Source organism: Kribbella sp. NPDC004138, assembly GCF_053603655.1.
The window spans coordinates 166,523-187,412 of sequence record NZ_JBSGFZ010000020.1 but is presented as its reverse complement, the minus strand read 5'-3'; the positions used below and the strand labels follow the sequence as shown (position 1 = coordinate 187,412).

General features: G+C 71.0%; 13 protein-coding genes. 3 read left to right on the top strand and 10 right to left on the bottom strand.

The window, feature by feature from the left end:
- Window positions 1-2: 2 nt before the first annotated feature.
- Genes ACWEOO_RS27380 through argC form a run of 4 tightly spaced genes read right to left on the bottom strand, consistent with a single transcriptional unit; the run spans window position 3 to window position 4,316 of the window.
- Window positions 3-1,205, bottom strand: coding sequence for an acetylornithine transaminase (locus tag ACWEOO_RS27380; RefSeq protein WP_452145462.1), 1,203 nt, complete (start codon window positions 1,203-1,205; stop codon window positions 3-5).
- Window positions 1,202-2,077: an acetylglutamate kinase gene (argB, locus tag ACWEOO_RS27375; protein WP_355699059.1), complete on the bottom strand. Its 876-nt coding sequence runs from the start codon at window positions 2,075-2,077 to the stop codon at window positions 1,202-1,204. Before argB ends, ACWEOO_RS27380 begins: the two co-directional genes overlap by 4 nt.
- Complete coding sequence (argJ, locus tag ACWEOO_RS27370) at window positions 2,074-3,288, bottom strand: bifunctional glutamate N-acetyltransferase/amino-acid acetyltransferase ArgJ (protein WP_452145461.1); 1,215 nt, start codon at window positions 3,286-3,288, stop codon at window positions 2,074-2,076. Before argJ ends, argB begins: the two co-directional genes overlap by 4 nt.
- Window positions 3,285-4,316, bottom strand: a complete 1,032-nt coding sequence (gene argC, locus ACWEOO_RS27365) for an N-acetyl-gamma-glutamyl-phosphate reductase (protein WP_452145460.1) — start codon at window positions 4,314-4,316, stop codon at window positions 3,285-3,287. Before argC ends, argJ begins: the two co-directional genes overlap by 4 nt.
- A 182-nt stretch (window positions 4,317-4,498) precedes the next feature.
- On the opposite strand from argC, the gene ACWEOO_RS27360 reads away from it, so the two are divergent.
- Genes ACWEOO_RS27360 through ACWEOO_RS27350 form a run of 3 tightly spaced genes read left to right on the top strand, consistent with a single transcriptional unit; the run spans window position 4,499 to window position 6,476 of the window.
- Complete coding sequence (locus tag ACWEOO_RS27360) at window positions 4,499-5,053, top strand: carboxymuconolactone decarboxylase family protein (RefSeq protein WP_359941430.1); 555 nt, start codon at window positions 4,499-4,501, stop codon at window positions 5,051-5,053.
- Window positions 5,050-5,913: an RNA polymerase sigma-70 factor gene (locus ACWEOO_RS27355; protein ID WP_355699055.1), complete on the top strand. Its 864-nt coding sequence runs from the start codon at window positions 5,050-5,052 to the stop codon at window positions 5,911-5,913. Before ACWEOO_RS27360 ends, ACWEOO_RS27355 begins: the two co-directional genes overlap by 4 nt.
- A 44-nt stretch (window positions 5,914-5,957) precedes the next feature.
- A complete protein-coding gene (locus ACWEOO_RS27350; protein ID WP_452145459.1) occupies window positions 5,958-6,476 on the top strand; it encodes an N-acetyltransferase family protein in 519 nt (172 codons plus the stop codon).
- Between the two features lie 64 nt (window positions 6,477-6,540).
- On the opposite strand, the gene ACWEOO_RS27345 is transcribed toward ACWEOO_RS27350, so the two are convergent.
- The 6 genes from ACWEOO_RS27345 to pheS all read right to left on the bottom strand — a co-directional run bounded on the left by ACWEOO_RS27345 (window position 6,541) and on the right by pheS (window position 20,838).
- Entirely contained in the window at window positions 6,541-12,192 is a 5,652-nt protein-coding gene (locus tag ACWEOO_RS27345) for an Ig-like domain-containing protein (protein WP_452145458.1), read from the bottom strand.
- Window positions 12,193-12,374: 182 nt separating this feature from the next.
- A complete protein-coding gene (locus ACWEOO_RS27340) occupies window positions 12,375-14,585 on the bottom strand; it encodes a hypothetical protein (RefSeq protein ID WP_452145457.1) in 2,211 nt (736 codons plus the stop codon).
- Window positions 14,582-15,568 carry a glycosyltransferase family 2 protein gene (locus ACWEOO_RS27335; RefSeq protein ID WP_359941442.1) on the bottom strand — a complete coding sequence of 329 codons (987 nt, stop codon included), beginning with the start codon at window positions 15,566-15,568 and terminating at the stop codon, window positions 14,582-14,584. Before ACWEOO_RS27335 ends, ACWEOO_RS27340 begins: the two co-directional genes overlap by 4 nt.
- Before the next feature lie 40 nt (window positions 15,569-15,608).
- A complete protein-coding gene (locus ACWEOO_RS27330; protein ID WP_452145456.1) occupies window positions 15,609-17,150 on the bottom strand; it encodes a gamma-glutamyltransferase in 1,542 nt (513 codons plus the stop codon).
- A 5-nt stretch (window positions 17,151-17,155) separates the two neighbouring features.
- Window positions 17,156-19,729, bottom strand: a complete 2,574-nt coding sequence (gene pheT, locus ACWEOO_RS27325) for a phenylalanine--tRNA ligase subunit beta (RefSeq protein ID WP_452145455.1) — start codon at window positions 19,727-19,729, stop codon at window positions 17,156-17,158.
- Window positions 19,729-20,838 carry a phenylalanine--tRNA ligase subunit alpha gene (gene pheS / locus ACWEOO_RS27320; protein ID WP_452145454.1) on the bottom strand — a complete coding sequence of 370 codons (1,110 nt, stop codon included), beginning with the start codon at window positions 20,836-20,838 and terminating at the stop codon, window positions 19,729-19,731. Before pheS ends, pheT begins: the two co-directional genes overlap by 1 nt.
- Window positions 20,839-20,890 lie beyond the last annotated feature (52 nt).

Sequence of the window (20,890 nt, the reverse complement as noted above, 5' to 3'; positions counted from 1 at the left end):
CGTCACGGAACCTCCACCTGGTCGAGCAGCCCCGGCAGGGCCGCGACGAAACTGTCGGCATCAGCCTTGCCGAGGATGTACGGCGGCGCCAGCCGCAACGCGTCCGGGACCGGATTGTTGATCACGAAGCCGGCGTCCAGCGCGAGTGCCGCCACCTGGTCCGACACCGGCGCGGTCAGCTGGATCGCGAGCAGCATCCCGCGGCCCCGGACGCCCGCGATCAGCGGGTGGTCGAGCGCGATGATCGACGACGCGAGGTGGTTGCCGACGGCATTCACCTGCGCGAGCAGGCCGTCCCGCTCGATCACGGTCAGCACCGCCAGCCCGGCGATCGCCGCGACCGGGTTGCCGCCGAACGTCGTGCCGTGGTTGCCCGGCTGGAGCAGGTCGGCCGCCGGGCCGAGCCCGACACACGCACCGATCGGGATCCCGGCGCCGAGGCCCTTCGCCACCGTCACCAGGTCCGGCGTGATGCCGTCGGTCTCGTACGCGAACCAGGTCCCGGTCCGGCCGATCCCGGTCTGGATCTCGTCGATCCACAGCAGAGCGCCGTGCTCGGACGTGATCCGCCGCGCCGCCTGCAGGTAGCCGGCCGGCGGTACGACGACGCCGTTCTCGCCCTGGATCGGCTCGAGCACCACCGCCGCCGTCTGGCCGTCGACCGCCGCGGCCAGCGCGTCCGCATCGCCGTACGGGACGAACTCGACGTCGCCCGGCAGCGGCGCGAAGGCCTCCCGGTAGGCCGGCTTCCAGGTCACCGCGAGCGCACCCATCGACCGGCCGTGGAACGCCCCGACCGTCGAGACGATCTTGGTCCGGCCGGTGCGCCGGGTGATCTTGAACGCCGCCTCGTTCGCCTCGGTGCCGGAGTTGGTGAAGAACACCTTGCCCGGCACGTCGAACAGGCCGAGCAGCTTCTCGGCGAGCGCGATCTGCGGCGCGGAGGCGAAGAAGTTCGAGACGTGGCCGAGCGTGGCGAGCTGCGACGTCACCGCGGACACCACGAACGGGTGCGCGTGGCCGAGACAGTTCACCGCGAGTCCGCCGAGCAGGTCGAGGTACTTGTTGCCGTCGGCATCCCACAGGTACGCGCCCTCGCCGCGGACCAGGACCCGCTTCGGCGCGCCGAAGGTGTTCATCAGGGCGCTGGAGTAGCGCGACGTCAGCGCCGCCTGCGTGCCGTCGACGGTCAAGAGTTCGGTCATGACGGGATCACCTGGGTTCCACTTCCGGCGTCGGTGAAGATCTCGAGCAGCAAGGAGTGCGGGACGCGGCCGTCGATCACGGTCGCCCGGGAGACCCCGGACTCGACGGCGCGCAGGCACGCTTCCATCTTCGGCACCATGCCGGACGCCAGCGACGGCAGCAGCCGGGCCAGCTCGGCGGTGTCGATCTGGGTGATGATCTCGTCGCTGTCCGGCCAGTTCCGGTACAACCCGGCGACGTCGGTCAGGACGACGAGCTTCTCCGCGCCGAGCGCCGACGCGAGCGCCGCGGCCGCGGTGTCCGCGTTCACGTTGTGGGCCTGACCGTCCTCGTCCGGGGCGATCGTCGACACCACCGGGATTCGGCCGGCGTCGATCAGGTCGATCACCGCCTCCGGGCGGACCCCGACCACGTCGCCGACCAGGCCGATGTCGACCTGCTCGCCGTCCACCAGCGCCGTCCGGCGTTCCGCGGTGAACAGGCCCGCGTCCTCACCGGACATGCCGACCGCGAACGGGCCGTGCGCGTTCAGCAGCCCGACCAGCTCCCGGCCGACCTTGCCGACCAGCACCATCCCGACGACGTCCATGGCCTCGGGCGTGGTGACCCGGAGCCCGCCGCGGAACTCGCTGTCGATGCCGAGCCGGCCGAGCATGTCGCTGATCTGCGGCCCGCCGCCGTGCACGACGACGACCCGCACCCCGGCGTACCGCAGGAACACGATGTCCTCGGCGAAGGCGCGCTTGAGCTTCTCGTCGACCATCGCGTTCCCGCCGTACTTCACCACGACGGTCTTGCCGTGGAACTGCTTCAGCCACGGCAGCGCCTCGGTCAGTACGGCGGCCTTCTCGATCGCATCCGCCTGGATCATGACGCGTACGCCGAGTTCTCTTCGACGTACGCGTGCGACAGGTCCGTGGTGAGGACCGTCGCGGACGCCGGGCCGGCGTGCAGGTCGATGACCACGTCGATCTCGAGACCGCTGAGGTCCGCCTCGGATCTGTCGACGCCCTTGCCGCCTGCGACGCAGATGGCCGCGCCGTTCAGGGTGATGTCGAGCAGCGACGGGTCGAACGCCGTGGGCGCGTTGCCGACCGCCATCGCGATCCGTCCCCAGTTCGGATCGGAGGCGAAGAACGCCGTCTTGCACAGGTTGTCTTCGGCAACGATCTTGGCGGCGGCCAGCGCCTCCGCCTCGGTCGCGGCGCCCTGCACCGTGATGGTCACGTGCTTGGTGGCCCCCTCGGCGTCGGCCTGCAGCTGCTTCACCAGGTCAGCAGCCAGGTCCGTGAGCGCCGCCTCGAACGCCTCGGGCGTGACCGGCACGCCGGACGCGCCCGAGCTGAGCAGCAGGACGGTGTCGTTGGTCGAGGTGCCGCCGTCGACGTCGAGCCGGTTGAAGGTCTTGGCGACCGCGTTCCGCAGCGCGTGGTCGAGGTGCGGCTGGTCGAGGACGGCGTCGGTGGTGATCACGCTCAGCATCGTCGCCATGTTCGGCGCGCACATCCCCGCGCCCTTGGCGAACCCGCCGATGCTCCAGCCGTCGGCGTGCTTCAGCGCGGCCTGCTTCGGCACGTTGTCGGTCGTCATCACCGCGGTCGCGGCCGCGAGACCGGCCTCGGGCCCGTCGCCCAGAGCATCGACCGCCGCGGAGATCCCGGGCAGCACCTTGTCCATCGGAAGCCGCTCGCCGATCAGGCCCGTCGAACAGACCCCGATCTGGGCCGCGCCGACGCCGAGCACCTCGGCCAGCTTCTCGGCGGTCTTGTGGGTGTCCTGGAAGCCTTCCTGCCCGGTGCACGCGTTGGCCCCGCCCGAGTTCAGCACCACAGCCTTCAGCGCGCCGGCCGACAGCACCTGCTGTGACCACAGCACCGGCGCGGCCTTCACCTTGTTGGTGGTGAAGACGCCGGCGGCGACGTCGTGCGGGCCGTCGTTGACCACGACGGTGAGGTCCGGCGTACCGGCTGGTTTGATCCCGGCGATCACTCCGGCCGCTCGGAAGCCGGCCGGCGCGGTCACTCCGGCGCTCCGATCGACTCCACAATTCAGCGCAGCGTCCGGTGTGATACCTACGGTCACGGGGCTACTCCTACGAGGGGCAGGGCCGTGGTCTCGTCGAGACCGGTGGCCAGGTTCATGCACTGCACGGCGGCGCCGGCGGTGCCTTTGGTGAGGTTGTCCATCGCGGCCACGACGACGGCGCGGCCGGTGCGCTGGTCGAGGGCGACCTGCAGCTGCACGGTGTTCGCGCCGAGGGTGGCCTGCGTCTGCGGCCACTGCCCCTCGGGCAGCACGTGGATGAAGGGCTCGTCGGCGTACGCGTCCGCGTAGGCCTTTCGGAGCGTCGCGTAATCGGTGCCGTCGGCCACCGGCGCGCTGCAGGTGGCGAGGATGCCGCGGGCCATCGGCGCGAGCACCGGCGTGAACGAGACGCTCGCCGGCTGGTCGGCGTACGGCGTGAGGTTCTGCTCGATCTCCGGCGTGTGCCGGTGGACGCCGCCGACGCCGTACGCCGAGGCGGATCCCATCACCTCGGCGCCGAGGAGGTGCGTCTTCGGCGCCTTGCCCGCGCCCGACGTACCGCTGACGGCGACCACGACCAGCTGGGTCGGGTCGACGAGCTTGCTCTGCACGGCCGGCAGCATCGCCAGCGTGGAGACGGTGGGGTAACAGCCCGGTACGGCGACCCGGTTCGACCGGCGGAGCTTGTCCCGTTGCCCGGGGAGCTCCGGGAGCCCGTACGGCCACGAGCCGGCGTGCTCGCCGCCGTAGAACTCGGTCCACACCTCGGCCTCCGTCAGCCGGAAGTCCGCGCCGCAGTCGATCACGGTGACGTCAGCGCCGAGCTGCTCGGCGATGGCGGCGGACTGTCCGTGCGGAAGGGCCAGGAACACCACGTCGTGACCGGCGAGGTTCTCCGCCGTGGTCTCGACCAGGATGCGCCCGGCCAGCGGCACGAGGTGCGGATGGTGCACGCCGAGCGCCGTACCGGCGTTTCCTCCGGCGGTCAGGGCGCCGATCTCGACGTCCGGGTGGCCACTCAGCAACCGGAGCAGCTCACCCCCGGCATACCCACTGGCCCCGGCCACCGCCACCGTCACGCTCATGTGAATGAGTATGCCACGAACCGCATGAATATCCAACAGGTTCGGGTTGGGTTGATCCACCCGCGCGCCACAGCTCATACCCCGCCACACTGAACTCCATGCGCCCAGATGTGAGCCAGGTCATGTCACAGCGCGCGGGGCGGCGCGTGTCCCCCGGGTGACGACGACTTTCGGAGGTTGGGATGGCTCGGGTTGGGATGGTGCATCGGCGAGGGCTGGTGGTGCGGCTGGTGGAGTGGGGCAGCCGGCGGAAGTTCCGGAAGGTGCCGGATCCGGTGAAGGTGGCGTTGCACAACCGGCCGGTGTTGCTGTCGACGGCGCTGCTGGAAGGTACGGCGGCGCGCTGGAAGGCGCTCGCCCCGGAGCTGAAGGCGCTCGCGGTGATGGTGGCGTCGGCGCGGATCGGGTGCAGCTGGTGCATGGACTTCGGCTACTGGGAGTTCCACCACCAGGGTGTCGACCCGGCGAAGCTGCACGATGTGCCAAGGTGGCGCGACAGCGACGTCTACACGGATCTGGAGCGCGCGGTGATGGACTACACCGAGGCGATGACGGCCACTCCACCGGAAGTCACCGACGAGCAGGTCGAGCGGCTGCGGCAGGACCTGAGCGAGGAGCAGCTGGTCGAGCTGACCGCGATCGTCGCGCTGGAGAACTACCGCTCCCGGATCAACTCCGCCCTCGGACTCACCAGCCAGGGCTTCAAGGAGTTCTGCGAACTGAGGCCGGTCCGATGACCGACGACCAACTCGCCCGGGAGTTCGCCGAGCACCGGGCGGTGCTGGTCGGCGCGGCGTACCGGGTCGTCGGCAGCGTCTCCGACGCCGAGGACGTGGTCCAGGAGGCGTGGCTGCGCTGGTCCGCGATCGAGCACGACGACATCCGCGACGTGCGGGCGTACCTGATCCGGATCACCACCCGGCTCGCGCTGAACCGGCTGCGGGAGCAGAAGGCGCGCCGCGAGCAGTACGTCGGCCCGTGGCTGCCCGAGCCACTGGCGACCGACGAAGATGACCCGGCGGCCGCGGCCGAGCTCGCGGACTCGGTCAGCATGGCGATGCTCGTCGTCCTCGAGACGCTGTCGCCGCTCGAGCGCGCCACGTTCGTGCTGCGCGAGGTCTTCGACCTGCCGTACGACGAGATCGCGGACACGCTCGGCCGCTCGGAGGCCGCCGTCCGGCAGCTCGCCCACCGGGCCCGCAGCCATGTGCACGCGCGGCAGCCGCGGCACCACGTCGACAAGGCGAGCCACGACGAGCTGACGATGCGGTTCATGCAGGCCGCCGGGTCGGGCGACTTCGACCAGGTGGTCGCGCTGCTCGCGCCGGACGCGGTCCTGATCAGCGACGGCGGCGGCAAGAAGCGCGCCGCGCTGCGGCCGATCCAAGGTGCGGAGAAGATCGCCCGCTGGCTGTTCGCGGTGATCGCGGAGAACCCGGGGTTCGAGATCCGGATGGGCACGCTGAACGGCGAGGTCGCCTATATCGCCTACGACGGCGACGAGCCGGACACGGTCGCGTTCCTGGAGGTCAGCGACGGCCTGATCAGCGACCTGTACCTGATTCGGAACCCGGACAAGCTGCGCCAGGTGAAGTGACCGCGCCGTAGACTATCTGCAACTCAGTCGCAGATGGAGGTGCGGTGAAGTACCTGGTGGCAACCCCGGACGACGCGCTCGAGCCGGGCTTGCGCGCAGATCTGCTGGACACGTGGGTGGCGGCGACGAACGCGGGCGGCGCGGTCGGGTACACCGCGCCGGCTCCGGTCGGGAAGATCGCGGAGAATCTCGACGGCGCGCTCGGGCGGGTCGCGGCCGGCCTGGACCTGCTCGGCGTCCTCGAGGACGGCGAGCGGCACGTCGGGATGGGCATGCTGGTCAGCCGCGGCAGCGAGCTGCAGGCACACTGGCGCACGGTGCTGCGCGTCATGGTCCACCCCGGCAGCCAGGGCACCGGCGCGGGCCGGGTGCTGATGGAGGGGCTGCGCGGGTCCGCCGTCGACCTCGGCCTCGAGCAGCTGCAGCTGACGATCCGCGACGGCCTCGGCCTGGAGAAGTTCTACGGTCCGCTCGGTTACCGCGTCGTCGGCCGCCACCCGCGTGCCGTCCGCGTCGCCTCCGACGACTACCGCGACGAGATCATGCTCGTCCTGGATCTGTAGGCCATCACAATCGCCGGCGCCGGGCACGGGCACGCGGCGACGGCCGCCGGCGCGATTGTGAGAATCACTTGCGGGTGCGTGACAGCAGCACGAGGGTCGTGCCCAGTGCGGCGAGCAGGGCGCCGAGGGTGAGGATGACGGATGGCGGTCCGCCGGTCTGTGGGAGCTCGACGCGGTTGACGGTGCGGAGGTCCTCGGCGGGCTCGGCGCCGACGGTGAGCCTGACCGGCGCGGCGAGCGTCGCGCCGGTCTCATCGGTCCGCTCGTAGGTCACCTTCGCCGTACCGGTGAAGGCGGCCACCGGCTTGAGCGTGACCGTGCCGTCGGTCCCGACCGACCAGGTGCCCGCACGGTCGGTGACCTCCTTCGCGCAGCTGCCGGTCGCGGTGCGGAGACAGACCGAGCTCGGCTGGATGGTGCCGCTGTCGTCGAGCAGCGGGTTCACCGCGACCGGGTTGCCCGGCGTACCGGTGGCCGTGTCAGGGACCGCCTTGGCGAGCAGGGGGCCGGCAACCGTGACGTCGATGAGTGCGGTGCCCGACGTGCCGTTCGCATCCGTGACTCGGTAGACCAAAGCGGTCGTCGTACCGGCGAAGCCCTGCGCCGGGGTGTACGTGACGGCGTCCGCGCCGACGACGAAGGTGCCCTCGTGCGGCACGGTCACGGTCTTCTTCTCGCGGCCGTCGGCCGGATCCCGCAGGACGACCGATCCCGGGCGGAGCGGTGCGGACGGGTCACCGGGCTTGTCGTTGGCGAGCACGTTCACGGCGACCGCCGTACCGAACGCCGTCTTCGCGCTGTCGTCGGCGACGACCGGTCGCACCGGCAGCACCGTCACGGTGACGGTGGACCGCGCCGAGTTGCGATTGCTGTCCTTCACGTCGTACGCCGCCGGTCGTGCGGTGCCCGTGAACGCCGACTCCGGCGTGAACGTGACCTTGCCGCCGGCAACGACGTACGTACCTTGCCCGGGGATCGCCACGTGGTCGACCAGCGCACCGCCCGGCCCGACCAGCAGCACCGACGCCGGATCGAGGGTCGCGTCCGGCCCCGGTTTGTCGTTGGCGAGCGGGTCGACCGTCACCGCGACGTGCTGCTTCGTCCGGGCCTCGTCCGGTACGGCGACCGGGCGCGCCTGCACCGTGACCGTCAACGCACCGGATCCGACCGTGCCGTTGCCGTCGGCCACCTGATACCCGACCGGGACCGCCGCCCCGGCGAACCCGTCCGCCGGCGCGAACCGGATCGCCCCCGAAGGCTGAACCGTGAACGTGCCCTCGCCCGGCACGACCAGCGCCGCCAACGGACTCCCGGTCACCGGATCGACCAGCCGCACGCCACCCGCGACGAGCGGCGCACTCGCGTCGCCCGGCTTGTCGTTGGCCAGCACGTCGACGGCGATCGCGGTCTCGTACGGCGTGGCCACAACGTCGTCCTTGATCACGGGGACGACCGGCGTGACTGTGACCGTGACGGACGCGCTCGCCTTGTTCCCGGTCGTGTCGCTGACCCGATAGGCGACCGACACGACCCCGCGGTACGCCGGTTCCGGGTCGAACGTGATCTTCCCGGCCTGGACGGCGAACACGCCCTGCCCGGCGATCGTCACCCGCTGCCCCCAGGTCCCGCCGAACACCTGGAGAGACTTCGGATCGAGCTGGGCGCCCGTGCCCGGCTCGTCGTTCGCGAGCGGATCGACGGTGACCGTCACGTTCTGCTTGACGACAAGAGCATCCGCGACTGCCGTCGGCCCCTTGCCGACCGTCAGCAGCAGCAGACCTTCCGCGGTCGTGCCGTTGGCGTCGGCGATCCGGTACGTCGTCGGCGTCGTCACGCCCTGGAACCCCTTGACCGGCGTGAAGGTCACCGCGCCGTACGCATCGACCGCATACCTACCTTCGCCGGCCCGGGTCATCGTCTTGCCGAACTGTCCGGCCGCGTCTTTCACCACCACGCTCGCCGGCTTCAGCGGCGCCGACGCGTCACCGGGCTTGTCGTTCGCGGGCACGTTGACCGTGATCGCGTGCCCGTACGGCGTGATCGCCGAGTCGTTGACCGCGACCGGGTTGACCGGCGTCACCGTCATGCACAACGTCGAGGTCGCGTGATTGCCGTCCGAGTCGGCGACCCGGTAACTGACCGGACTCGCCTTGCCCCGGAAGCCCGGCAGCGGGTCGAACTCGACCGAGCCGGTCGGCTGCACGGTGTAGGTGCCCTGGCCGGCGATCGTCAGCTTCTTCGCGGACCCGTTCAGCTCGACCGAACTGCGATCAAGCGTCGCGTCGGTGCCCGGCTGGTCGTTCGACAGCACGTTCACCGTCACGGTCACGTTCTGGAGCGTCGATGCGTTGTCGGCGACCGCGACCGGCGGCCGGCCGACGGTGACGGTCAACCGCGCGGTCGCCCTCGTCCCGTTGGCGTCCGCCACCTGGTACGTCACCGGCGTACCGGGACCGCGGAACGTGGCGCCGGGATCGAAGCGGACCAGTCCCCCGGCGACCGAGTACGTGCCCTCGTTGGGTATCCGCACCGTCGTCTTCAGTGCATCGTCGGCCGGATCGACGAGCAGCAGACTGCCCGGGACCAACGGCGCCGTCGCGTCGCCGGCCTTGTCGTTCGCGAGCACCTTCACCGTGACGCTCTTGTCGTACGGCGTTCGCGCGGCGTCATCCGTCGCGACCGGCGTGATCGGCGTGATCGTGACCGTGATCGTGGACCGCGCGGTCTGACCGAACAGGTCGGCGACCCGATAGCCGACCGGACTCGCCACGCCCCGGAAGCCGGGCAGCGGATCGACGGTGACCGCGCCGTCCGGGGTGACCTGGTAGTCGGCCTGCCCAGGGACCTTGACGGCCTTCTTCAGCGAGCCGTCGGCCGGATCGACGAGCGCGAGGCTGCGCGGATCGAGCGCGGTCCCCTGTCCGGCGAGGTCGTTGGCGAGCGGCGCGACGCGAGCCGTGATGTTTTGCTTCGTGGTCGCGGTATCGGGTGCGGCGGTCGGCGCGGGCGGTTTCGCGACCGTGACGGTCAGCGTCGCCGTGGCCGTCGTACCGTTCACGTCCGAGACGCGGTAGGTGACCGGCGTCGCGGCGCCGGTGAACTTCGGCAGCGGATCGACGTCGACCGTCCCGTCCACCGTCACGCGGTAGGTCGCCTGGCCGGGGATCACCAGCGTCGCGGTCGGCAGCTTCGTGGCCGGATCGATCAGCCGCACGGAGGTCGGCACGAGCGGCACCGACAGGTCGCCGGCCGTGTCGTTCGCGAGCACGGGCACCGTCACGTTGGTGTCGTACGCCGTACCTGCGGTGTCGTCGGACGCGTCCGGGACGACCTTGGTCACCCGGGTGGTCAGCGTCGACCTGCCGATTGCATTGTTGCTGTCGGCGACCTGGTACCCGACCGCGGTCGCAGTACCGCTGAACGTCGGCAACGGCTCGAACAGCACGCGGCCGTCGGCTCGCACCGAGTACTTGCCCTGGCCAGCGATGACGAGCGACAGCACGGGCTGCGTCGGTGTCAACAGCCGTACGCTGCCCGGCTTCAGCGCCGCGCCCGTCGGCCCCGGCTTGTCGTTGGCAAGGACGGCGGCCACGACAGACCGGCCCTGCAGCGTGGTGATGGTGTCCGGGTTCGCGACGGGCGGGCCGGGCGCAGCGACAGAGACGGTCAGCTCCGCGCGCGCCGCCGTACCGTTCTTGTCGAGCACCTGATAGGTCACGGGCGTGCCGACGCCGGTGAAGCCGTGCAGGGGCTGGAATGTCACGCTGCCGGCCGCAGCCAGGTACGTCCCCTGCCGGGCGATCGTCACGTGGTCGACGAGCTGCTCGGTGGCCGGGTCCACCAACCGGAGCGTGGCCGGCACGAGCGATGCGTCCGGCGAACCGGGCAGGTCGTTGTCCAGCACGGGTACGACGAGGTCCGTGTCGAACGCGGTCGACACCGAGTCGCCGTTCGCGGTCGGCGTCACCGGCGTGACCGTGACGGTCAGCGTCGACTCCGCCGTCTGGCGGGTGGTGTAGGTGACGCGGTAGCCGATCGACGTACCGACGCCGGTGAACTGCGGCTTCGGGACGAAGTCCACACCACCGCCGGGCTTCACGACGTACTCGCCCTCGCCCGCGATCACGACCTTCTTCTTGAACGTCGCGTCGGCCGGATCACGCAGTACGACGGATCCAGGCACGAGCTGCACACCCGCGGCGGCGCGGTCGTTGGCGAGCGGCTTGACGGACAGGCTGACGTTCTGCGGAGTCGTCGCGGTGTCGGGAAGCGCGACCGGGCGGTCCGGCAGCGAGACGGTCACGGTCAGCTTCGCGGTGGCCGCCGTACCGTTGCTGTCGGCAACGCTGTAGGTGACCGGCTTGGCCGGTCCGACGAAGCCGGGCACCGGCTCGACGCGGACAGTGCCGTCAGGCATGGCGACGTACTTGGCCTGGCCCACGACGTTCACCATCTGCACGCACTTGCTGCCGTCGACGAGGCAGAGCGTCCCGGGCGCCGGCGGTGCACCCGGATCACCCGGCTTGTCGTTGGCGAGCACCTTGACGACGACTGCCGTGTTGAACGCGGTCGTCGCGGTGTCGTCGGTCAGGACCGGCGGTGGCGGCGGCGTGATCGCGAACGGGTAGTCCTCGACCTCGCCGGCATCGGCCGCGCCGGTCGGCTTCTCGACCTGCGCATCGCTGTACCCGACGCGCACCCGCGCGTACGACGCTCCGGCCTTCGGCGCGAGCTCGGCCCAGCGGAGCGTCACCGTGGTCTGCCCGGCGGCGAAGGCGGCGCACGCCCGCTCACCCGGCTCGAACGTCCCGTTGACGTTGACGTCGATCCACGCACACGCCCGCCCGGACTTCGACGTACCTGCGAGCTGCAGGTCGGTCGTGTACGTCGTTTGGCTGGTCCGGAGCGGCTTGAAGGCGACACCGTCGTCGGCCTGATCCGGTGTGGCCGGGCCGGTCGTGCCGTTCGCGACGCCGGCATTGTCCTCGGTGACGTCCTTCCCGAGGTGTACGTCGCTCAGCGCGGACCACGCGGCGCCGTACGAGGCCGGCGCGTCGCCGAAGTCCTCGGGAGCCGACGCGACGACCGAGAACGCGTCGCCCGACGAGCCGTTGTTCACCGCGGGAAGCTTCGGGTGCTTGGTGAACAACGCCGTCACGTCGAAGCTGACCTTGGTGACGACCCCGTTCACGCGGACCGATCCGCAGGCGGCGGTCGCGGACGTGCCGAGGCCGGACGGGGACTTGGTGTTGACGCAGTTCGGACCGGAGTCGTGGTCGGCGGCGGTGATCGTGTCGCTGGTGGCCGCCAGGTTGTTGCCCTGGCCGAGCTTCGTGAGGCTGAGGCCCGCCGTGCTGAGCTTCAGGACCGCATGCAGCTCGGACTGCGCGGTCGTCCGGCCGCTCACGGTCCGCGTGACCGATCCGCCGAGGCCGCCGAGGTGCAGGACCGGGTTCCGCACCGGCTGGGAGAACGCGATCGTCACGGTGCCGCGCTCGCCGCAGCCGCCGATGGACGCACAGTCGCCGGTGTTCACCACCACGTCCTGCGCCGGAGCGCTCGTCCCGATCGCCGGCTGGTAGGTGGCCGGACCGATGCCGCGGAATCCGGCGGTCGTCGGATCGCCGAGCTCGGTCAGCCCGCTCACGGTGATCGTCTGCCGCAGTCCGGAGCCCGGCATCACCGTGGTCGCCTCGGTGAACGGACTGGTCGGCACTTCGTAAGCGGTAGCTGTCAGAGTGCCGAGGCTCAACAGGCCGGTGGCAACAAGAATGGCCCCCGGTCGGGTTGCCCGCATCAGTCCCGCCCTTCCGAGCAATCAGGTGCATTGCTGCGGCCGCGTGGCGGGCGGGCCTGCGTAGACGTAACGGTCCACGCAGACTCCATGTTACGGGTAAATCACTCTCCGAGGTCGTAGATCCGGACCTTCCCGATGCTGTGTCGGCGCAGGGCGAGCTGGTCGAGCGCGGGCGACACCGCTCCGTTGCGCAGGTCGGCGTACAGCCAGCGGACGCCGAACTCGTCGTGCATCCTGCGCAGCACCTCGGCGGTCGGTGCGGTCAGGGCCTGGTCCGTGAGGGCGACGCGGTCGGGCCACGGCGACGGCTGCTCGGTGTAGCGGCGGCCGCCGTCGCCCTGCCGGGCCATCGCCTGGTTCGTGTACGCCCAGCCCTCGATCAGTGTGCGGCGGCCGGCGATACCGCTGACGAGATAGCCGCGGGCGTCGCAGCCTGGCGCGGTTGAACCCGCCGGACGGCACCAGGTGTTCGTCGCCACCACATCGGTGGGGGCGGAGTTCTGCCCGAGCCACAGCGCCGCCTCGGCCTCGTCCGGGTACACCCACCACCGCGCGGCCCGGTACGTCGGCGCCTTCTCGGTGTCACCCCGGATCGCGCTCTGCACGAACGAGCTGATCGGAGCGGTCGAGAGCAGCACGAGGACGACGAACATGCCGCCGCCTGCTTGTCGCAACGTCAGCCGCCACACCAGCAACAGGAACAGCGTGATGGCGAGAACGACCAGCAGCATCCGCGTGCTGAGCCACAACTGGCGACCGGTCGAGGCAGCCGGAACACCACGGGCCCAGACCAGCAGACCGGCGTACCCGACCGAGAGCACGAAGGCGGCCACCGCGATCGGCACCGGACGGCCGGAGGCACGCGCACTGGTCGCGGCGAACCACCCCGCTCCGGCCAGGCTGAACGGGGCGGCGGTGTAGACGAAGTACGACTCGCTGACCGACGGATGGTCGACGAGCAGGTAGCCGGCCCAGCCCGCGACCATCGCACCGAGCAGGAACCACGCGACCGGATCCCTGCGACCGACCACGCCCAACCCGGCCCAGGACATCGCCTGCAGAGTCAGCAGTAGTCCCAGCAACAGACTGAGCGTCCCGATCACCTCACCGTGCACCAGCGCCGGCAGGATCAGTCCACCGGCCCCCGGCTGCGTCTTGTCACCAGTGGCCGCGGTGTAGACGGGCAGCGACTTCAGTACGGCCAGAAACTGCAACCGCGAGCCGCTGGTGCTTCCTGCGACGGTCAGGAAGGTCACCGCGCCTACCACCAGCAGCACTGCCGCCGTACCGATCAGACGCCACGGAAGCCGCCGGGTTGTCACCAGCAGGTAGAGCGCGGCGAGAGCGACTGCCGCGACCAGCAACGGCAGCACGGTCGGCTTGGAGCCGCCGCCGACCACGGCGATCGGCACGATGAGTAGCCAGAGCCGGTGGCTGCCGTTCTTGAACAGGAGCTCGATGAGGAAGACGGCTGTGGTGACGGCCGCGACCATACCGAAGTTCTGCGACGGGCTGAGCAGGCTGACCGGTGGTGCGAGGTTCACACTCGTGTCGACGAGCAGGAACAGCTGCGGCGCGGCCAGCGCGAGCGCGGCGAGCACGCCGGTCCACCAGGTGCGGCTGACGATCCGGGCGAGTGTCGCGCAGACGAGCAGCGAGACAACCAGCCACGGCAGGACCCAGAGGCGGAACAGCACGATCAGCGGAGTGAGCCGCGTGACGTCGACGGCCGCGGCCATGTCGGCGTTCGCGAACCAGTGGTAGTCGAGCCGCTCGCCGACGACCTGAGGAACCTCCGGCGGCACTGCACGGGTCAGCTCGTGCACCATCGACAGGTGGTACAGGAGGTCCGGGTAGTACGCCTCGCCGTGCGGCGGCATCGGGTGGTACGCCATCACGCCGAACGTCGCCGCGCCGAGCATCACTGCCGCGGACACCGCCAGCCCGACGGTCCACGCGATCGGCAGCGGGCTGGGCTCGGCGATCCGGAAGTGCTGCCGCCCCGCGACAGCGAAACCGATCAGGACGAGCGCCGGCCACACGATCAGCCAGTCCTGCAGGCCGGCCGCGGTGAAGAGCGCCCAGCCGATCAGCTGCCACGTCGCGCCGACGACCGATCCGAGTCCGAGATCCTCCGCCCAGTTGCCCGTACTGCGCCACACGGCCCGCAGCAGCAGCGTCCCGGGCAGCGCGATCGCTCCGGCGAAGTACCCGACGTACTTGACCAGCGGACCGGCGCCGACGTCGCCGAGCGACGCGAACCCACCGGCTGCCACCAGGATCGGCAGCAGCCACGGGAGGGACCGCTTCATCTGTTGGTGGGCGTGCTCTCGTGGACGGGCTCCTGGTGCCCGTGGTCCTCGAGGCTGTCGTAGCCGACGAGGAACTGCGGTCTGCGTTGGCTCGACTGGAACAGGCGGGCGACGTACTCGCCCAGGAGGCCGAGGCAGAGCAGCTGGATCGCGCCGATCACGCTGACCGCGAGCACCGTCGATGTCCAGCCGGGGATGCTCCGGCCGGTCAGCTTGATCACCAGCGCGCCGACGACGAACAGCCCGGACATCGCGCCGCCGAGCAGGCCCAGCCAGGTCGCCAGCCGCAGCGGGGCCGCCGAGAACGCGGTCACACTGTCGAACGCGAGCCGCACCATCTTGGAGACGCTGTACTTCGTGGAGCCCGCGGCCCGCTCCGCCCGGACGTACCTGACCTCGGTGCTCGGGAAGCCGAGCCACGGGATCACCAGCCGGAACACCCGGCCGTCGTCGGGCAGCGCGTTCACCGCGTCCACCACGCGCCGGGTCACCAGCCGGAAGTCGGCCGCGTCGAACGGGATGTCCTTGCCGACCAGACGGCACATCAGCCGGTAGTACAGCCGGGCCGACGTACGCTTCGCCCAGGAGTCGCTCGAGCGGTCCGAGCGCACGCCGTACACGACGTCGACGTCCTGCTCGCGGACGGCCTGCAGGAACTCGGCGATGACCTCCGGCGGGTCCTGGAGATCCGCGTCGATCGTGACCACGTACCGCCCGCGGGCGCGGCGGAAGCCGGCCGACTGCGCCGCCTGGTGGCCGCTGTTGCGGAGCAGGCGGACCACTCGGAGCTGCGGCCAGTCCTTGGCGGCCTCCAGCAGCAGCGCCGCGGTCCGGTCCCGGCTGCCGTCGTCGACGACCAGCAGCTCGTAGCTGATCCCCAGACCGTCGAGCAGCGGGTGCATCCGCTCGAAGAAGATCGGCAGCACCTCTTCCTCGTCGTACATCGGTACGACGACGGAGAGCTCGGGGTGGGTGTCCCGCATCGGCTGCCTTTCGGATCTGTCTGTGGGCTGACCTTACCGGTCAGGGTGAGATCGCCACGGCTCCGGTACGGCGCGGGTCGCCGACCGCGAGCAGGCCGTCGGCCGGATCCCAGAACGCGGCCGCGACGCCGCCGAAGTACATCGAGTGCGGCGGCATCGGGCGGGACGGCAGCGCCGTCGTCCCGGACACCGGCAGGTCGTCCTCGTAGTCGACGACCACGTCCTCGCGGACGCGGACGTGCAGTCGCGGATGCTCGACGGCCTCCCGCAAGGGCAGACCGCCGTGGGTGTGCAGCGCGTAGACCTGCGCGAGCGCGGTCGGGATCCGGTCCGAGCCGGGCGAGCTGATCGCCAGCACGGCGCCGTCGCGGTCGCGGCGGGCGACGCTCGGGGCCATGTTCGAGGTGAGGCGGGTGCCCGGGGCCAGGCTGTGCGGTCCGCCGTGCAGGAGCTCCTGCTCGCCGAGGGCGTTGTTCAGCCAGATGCCGGTGCCGGGCGTGAGGACGCCGGAGCCGTAGCCGGACGAGACCGTGATCGCGCACGCGTCGCCCTGGTCGTCGACCACCGACACGGTCGCCGTGCTCGGCGAGGTCAGCGCACGGAGGTCGCCGGCCGCTGCGAGGTCGAGCAGCTTCTGGCCCTCCAGCTTGCGGACGTCCTCCCTGTCGAGCTCGGCCAGCCGGCGCCCGAGGACCGCGTGCTGGACGTCGACCAGCCGCTCCAGCTCGGCCTGGCTCCAACTGCCGTCGGCCGGTACGCCGTCGAGCAACGCGAGCATCGCCGCCACGGCGACTCCCCCGACCGCCGGCGGCGGGTTGGTCGCGAGGCGCCAGCCGTTCTGCTCGACGACGAGCGCCGGGCGGACGACGGCCTCGTACGCGGCCAGGTCCTCGGCGGTCAGGATGCCGTCGTTGGCGGCCATGTCCCGGATCAGCATCTGGGCCAGCTCACCGGTGTACATCGTCTCGGCGCCGTCGCGGGCGATCAGCTCGAGCGCCTCGGCGAGGTCCGGGATCACGACCATGCTGCCGGCCTTGATCACCTCGCCCTCGCCGTCGTGCACGACACCGTGGCTCGGCTGGTGCCAGCCGAAGATGATCTCGTGGGTGAAGCCCAGGTAGTAGCCCGAGGTGCGGCTGAGCGGGAACCCGTTCCGGGCGATGTCGATCGCGGGCTGGACGACCTCGTGCCACGGCGCCTTCCCGGAGCGGCGATGCGCCAGGTCGAGCGCTTTCATGCCGCCGGGCGTGGCGACGGAGCCGTGGCCGACGGTGGTCGTCGTACCGCCGCCGTAGTCGGTGGTGATGTCCCAGACGCTGCGGCCGAAACGGTCGGCCGACAGGCCGCGGCCGGGCATCTCCACCCAGCCGTCGATGGTGACCGGGGCGCCGCCGGCGACCTGCAGCGTGACGAACCCGCCCGAGGCCGGCGACACGATGCCGACCTCGTTCACCATCGTGACGAGCGTGGCGGCGATCGCGGCGTCCACCGCGTTGCCGCCTTCCGCGGCCACCCGCACACCGGCGTCGGCGGCCGCCGCATTCGCCGCCGCGACCGCCACCCGCGGGTGACCACCCCTCATGACCGTCAGCCGACCCGCTGAACGGCGCCGAACCGGTCGACCGTGACCTGGACCGCGGCCTGCCGGGCGTCGGCGACCTCGTTCTCCTTGAGCGTCCGGTCCGGCGCCCGGAACCGCAGCGCGAACGCCAGCGACTTCTTGCCCGCCCCGATCTGCTCACCGGTGTACACGTCGAACAGCCGCACCGACTCCAGCAGCTCGCCCGCACCCTCGGCCAGCGCCACCTGCACGTCTGCCGCCGCGACCTCGGCCGGGACGATCAGCGCGACGTCCTCCTTGGCCACCGGGTACGACGAGAACGGGTGCGCGGTGATCGACTCCGGACCCGCCGCGATCAGCGCCTCGAGGTCGAGCTCGGCCGCACTCGACCGGGCCGGCAGGCCGAACGCCTGGCAGACCTTCGGGTGCAGCTCGCCCGCGTGCCCGACGACCTTCCCGTCGACCGAGAACTCCGCACACCGGCCCGGGTGCCACGGCGCGAGCTCGGCGTTCTTCACGACCGGCTCGACACCGACCGCGGACGCGATCAGCCGCGCGATCTGTACGGCGTCGGCCCAGCCGGCCGCGCGGCCCTTGCCCCACCAACCGGTCGGGGTCACCGCACCGGTCAGCACCACGCCGACGTGCAGCGGCTGGTCCGGGAGCGCGTCGTACAGCGACTGGACCTCGGCGTCGCTCGGCCGGTGCTCGACCGACGGGAGCGGCGCGGGCTTCGTCTCCGGCTTCGGGTGGAAGACCAGGCCGGTCTGGAAGATCGCCAGGTCGTTCGCGCCGCGGCCGACGTTGCGCTCGGCGGTCCGGAGCAGCGTCGCGAGCAGCGTGGTCTGCATCGACGGCTCTTCGTCGGACAGCGGGTTGACCAGCTTGACCGTCGTACGGCGGGAGTCGTCGGCCGGGATGCCCATCGCGTCGAAGTCGGCCGCACCCGTGAACGGGTACGAGACGACCTCGGTCAGCCCCGCGCCGACGAGCGCGGTCGCGACCTTCCGCCGGCGCTTCTGGGACACGGTCAGCCCCTGCCCACCCGGCGCGGGCGGCAGGATCGACGGCACATTGTCGTAGCCGAACAGCCGGATGACTTCCTCGGCGAAGTCGTTGGGGTCCCGAAGGTCAGGCCGCCACGAAGGCGGCGTCACCGTCACCAGGTCGTCCCCCTCGATCCGGGTGGAGGCGACGGTGGTGGTGCCGGCCTCGGCCAGCGCGGGAGCGTGCGCACCGGCAGCCAACGGAGCGGCGACCGCATCCGCCGCGGCAACCTCGATCGTGCAGCCCACGGACTCCAGATGCCGGACCGTTTCCTCGAGGGTGATCGGGGCACCTGCCACGCGAGCCGGGTGGTCCGCGCGGAGCGTGACCGGCGACGGCTGCGGGCGGGTGTCGACGACGGTCTCCTCGGCGAGGATGGTGCCGCCGGCGTACTCGGCCAGCAGGTCGGCGACGCGCTGCGCGGCGTACCGCGGCAGGTTCGGGTCGACCTCGCGCTCGAACCGGCGCGACGCCTCCGACGACAACTTGTGCCGCCGCGACGCCCGCGCGATCACGATCGGGTCGAAGTGCGCGGCCTCGATCACGACGTCCGTGGTGGCCTCGGAGATCTCGGTCGACGCGCCGCCCATCACCCCGGCGATGCCGATCGGGCCGGAGTCGTCGGTGATCAGCAGGTCCTCGGCGTCCAGCTCGCGCGTCTGGTCGTCCAGCGTCATCAGCTTCTCGCCGGCGTTCGCCCGGCGGACGACGATCTCGCCGGACAGCCGCGCCTTGTCGTAGCCGTGGATCGGCTGGCCCAGCTCGAGCATCACGTAGTTCGTGACGTCGACGCCGATCGAGATCGGGCGCATCCCGGAGGCGAGCAGCCGCTTCTGCATCCACCGCGGCGACAGCGACTTGGCGTCGATCCCGGTCACCGTCCGCGTGACGAACACGCTGCACGCCTTGGCGTCGTCCACCCGCACCGGATACCCGCCCTCGCCGGACCCGTTCAGCGGCAGGTCGGCCGGGTCCTTCAGCGGCACGCCGTACGCCGTGGCGGCCTCGCGCGCGACGCCCCGGATCGACAGGCAGTACCCGCGGTCCGGCGTCACCGCGATGTCGAGCACGTCGTCGCGCAGCGCCAGCAGCTCGATCGCGTCGTCGCCCGGGGTGGCCTCGCCCGGCTCCAGCACGACGATGCCGTGCGTGCCGTCGTCGCCGAGACCGAGCTCGGCGCTGGAGCAGATCATGCCGTTGGACACGTGGCCGTAGGTCTTGCGCGCCGCGATCGCGAACCCGCCGGGCAGCACCGCACCCGGCAGCACGACCACCACGAGGTCGCCGACCTCGAAGTTGTGCGCACCGCAGACGACCCACTGCGGCTCGTCCTTGCCGATGTCGAGCGAGCACCAGCGGATGGTCTTGCCGTTCTTCTGCGGCTCGTTCTCGTACGTCAGCACCTTGCCGACCACGAGCGGACCGGTCAGGTCGGACTCCTCGACCGTCTCCACCTCGAGACCGGCCCGGATCAGCTGCTCCGCGACCTGGCGGCCGGTGACGTCACCCGGCAGGTCGACGTACTCACGAAGCCATGACAGTGGGACCCGCATCAGATCTCCATCCCGAACTGGCGGCTGAACCGCACGTCACCCTCGACCATGTCCCGCATGTCCTCGACGCCGTTGCGGAACATCAGCGTCCGCTCCAGGCCCATGCCGAAGGCGAAACCGGAATACCGATCGGTGTCGATGCCGCAGGCCTGCAGGACCCGCGGGTTCACCACGCCGCAGCCGCCCCACTCGATCCAGCCCTCGCTGCCGCAGGTCCGGCACGGGCGGTCCGGGTTGCCGACGGACGCGCCGCGGCAGACGAAGCACTTCAGGTCCACCTCGGCCGACGGCTCGGTGAACGGGAAGAAGTTCGGCCGCAGCCGCGCCTCGAGACCCTCGCCGAACATCGACACGACGAAGTGGTCGAGGGTGCCCTTGAGGTGCGCGAGCGTGATCCCTTCGTCCACCACCAGGCCCTCGACCTGGTAAAAGACCGGCGTGTGCGTCGCGTCCAGCTCGTCGGTGCGGAACACCCGGCCCGGGCAGATCACGTAGATCGGCGGCTTGCGGGTCAGCATCGACCGCGCCTGCACCGGCGACGTGTGCGTCCGCAGCACCTTGCCGGAGCCGGCCGGCTCGACGAAGAAAGTGTCCTGCATCTGCCGCGCCGGGTGGTCGGGCTGGAAGTTCAGGGCGTCGAAGTTCAGCCACTCGGCCTCGACCTCGGGACCCTCGGCGACGTCCCAGCCGAGCGCGGTGAACACGTCCGCGACCTGCTCGGAGATCAGCGACAGCGGGTGCCGCGCGCCGAGCTCGGGGCTGTGCCACGGCAGCGTCACGTCGACGCGCTCGGTGGCCAGCATCTGCTCCTCGTGCTCGGCCTCGAGCACTGCGAGCCGGGACGCGAACCCCTCGTTGATCGCCTTCCGGGCGGCGCCGATCCGCTGCCCGGCCTCCTTGCGGGCCTGCGGCGGCAGCGCGCCGATCTCCCGGTTGGCCAGCACGATCGGCGACTTGTCGCCGAGATGGGTGGACTTGGCCTCCTGCAGGGCGGCCAGATCGGCCGCCCCGGTGAACGCCGCCAGCGCCTCGTCGCGGGTCCGCTCCACCTCTTCGGCGTGCAGCGGCGTCACTTCGACCGGGTCGTAATCAGTGTTGGGACCGGACATGGCTCGCTCTCGGGTTGGTACGTCTGCGGATTGCAGTCTAGAAACCCCAGCC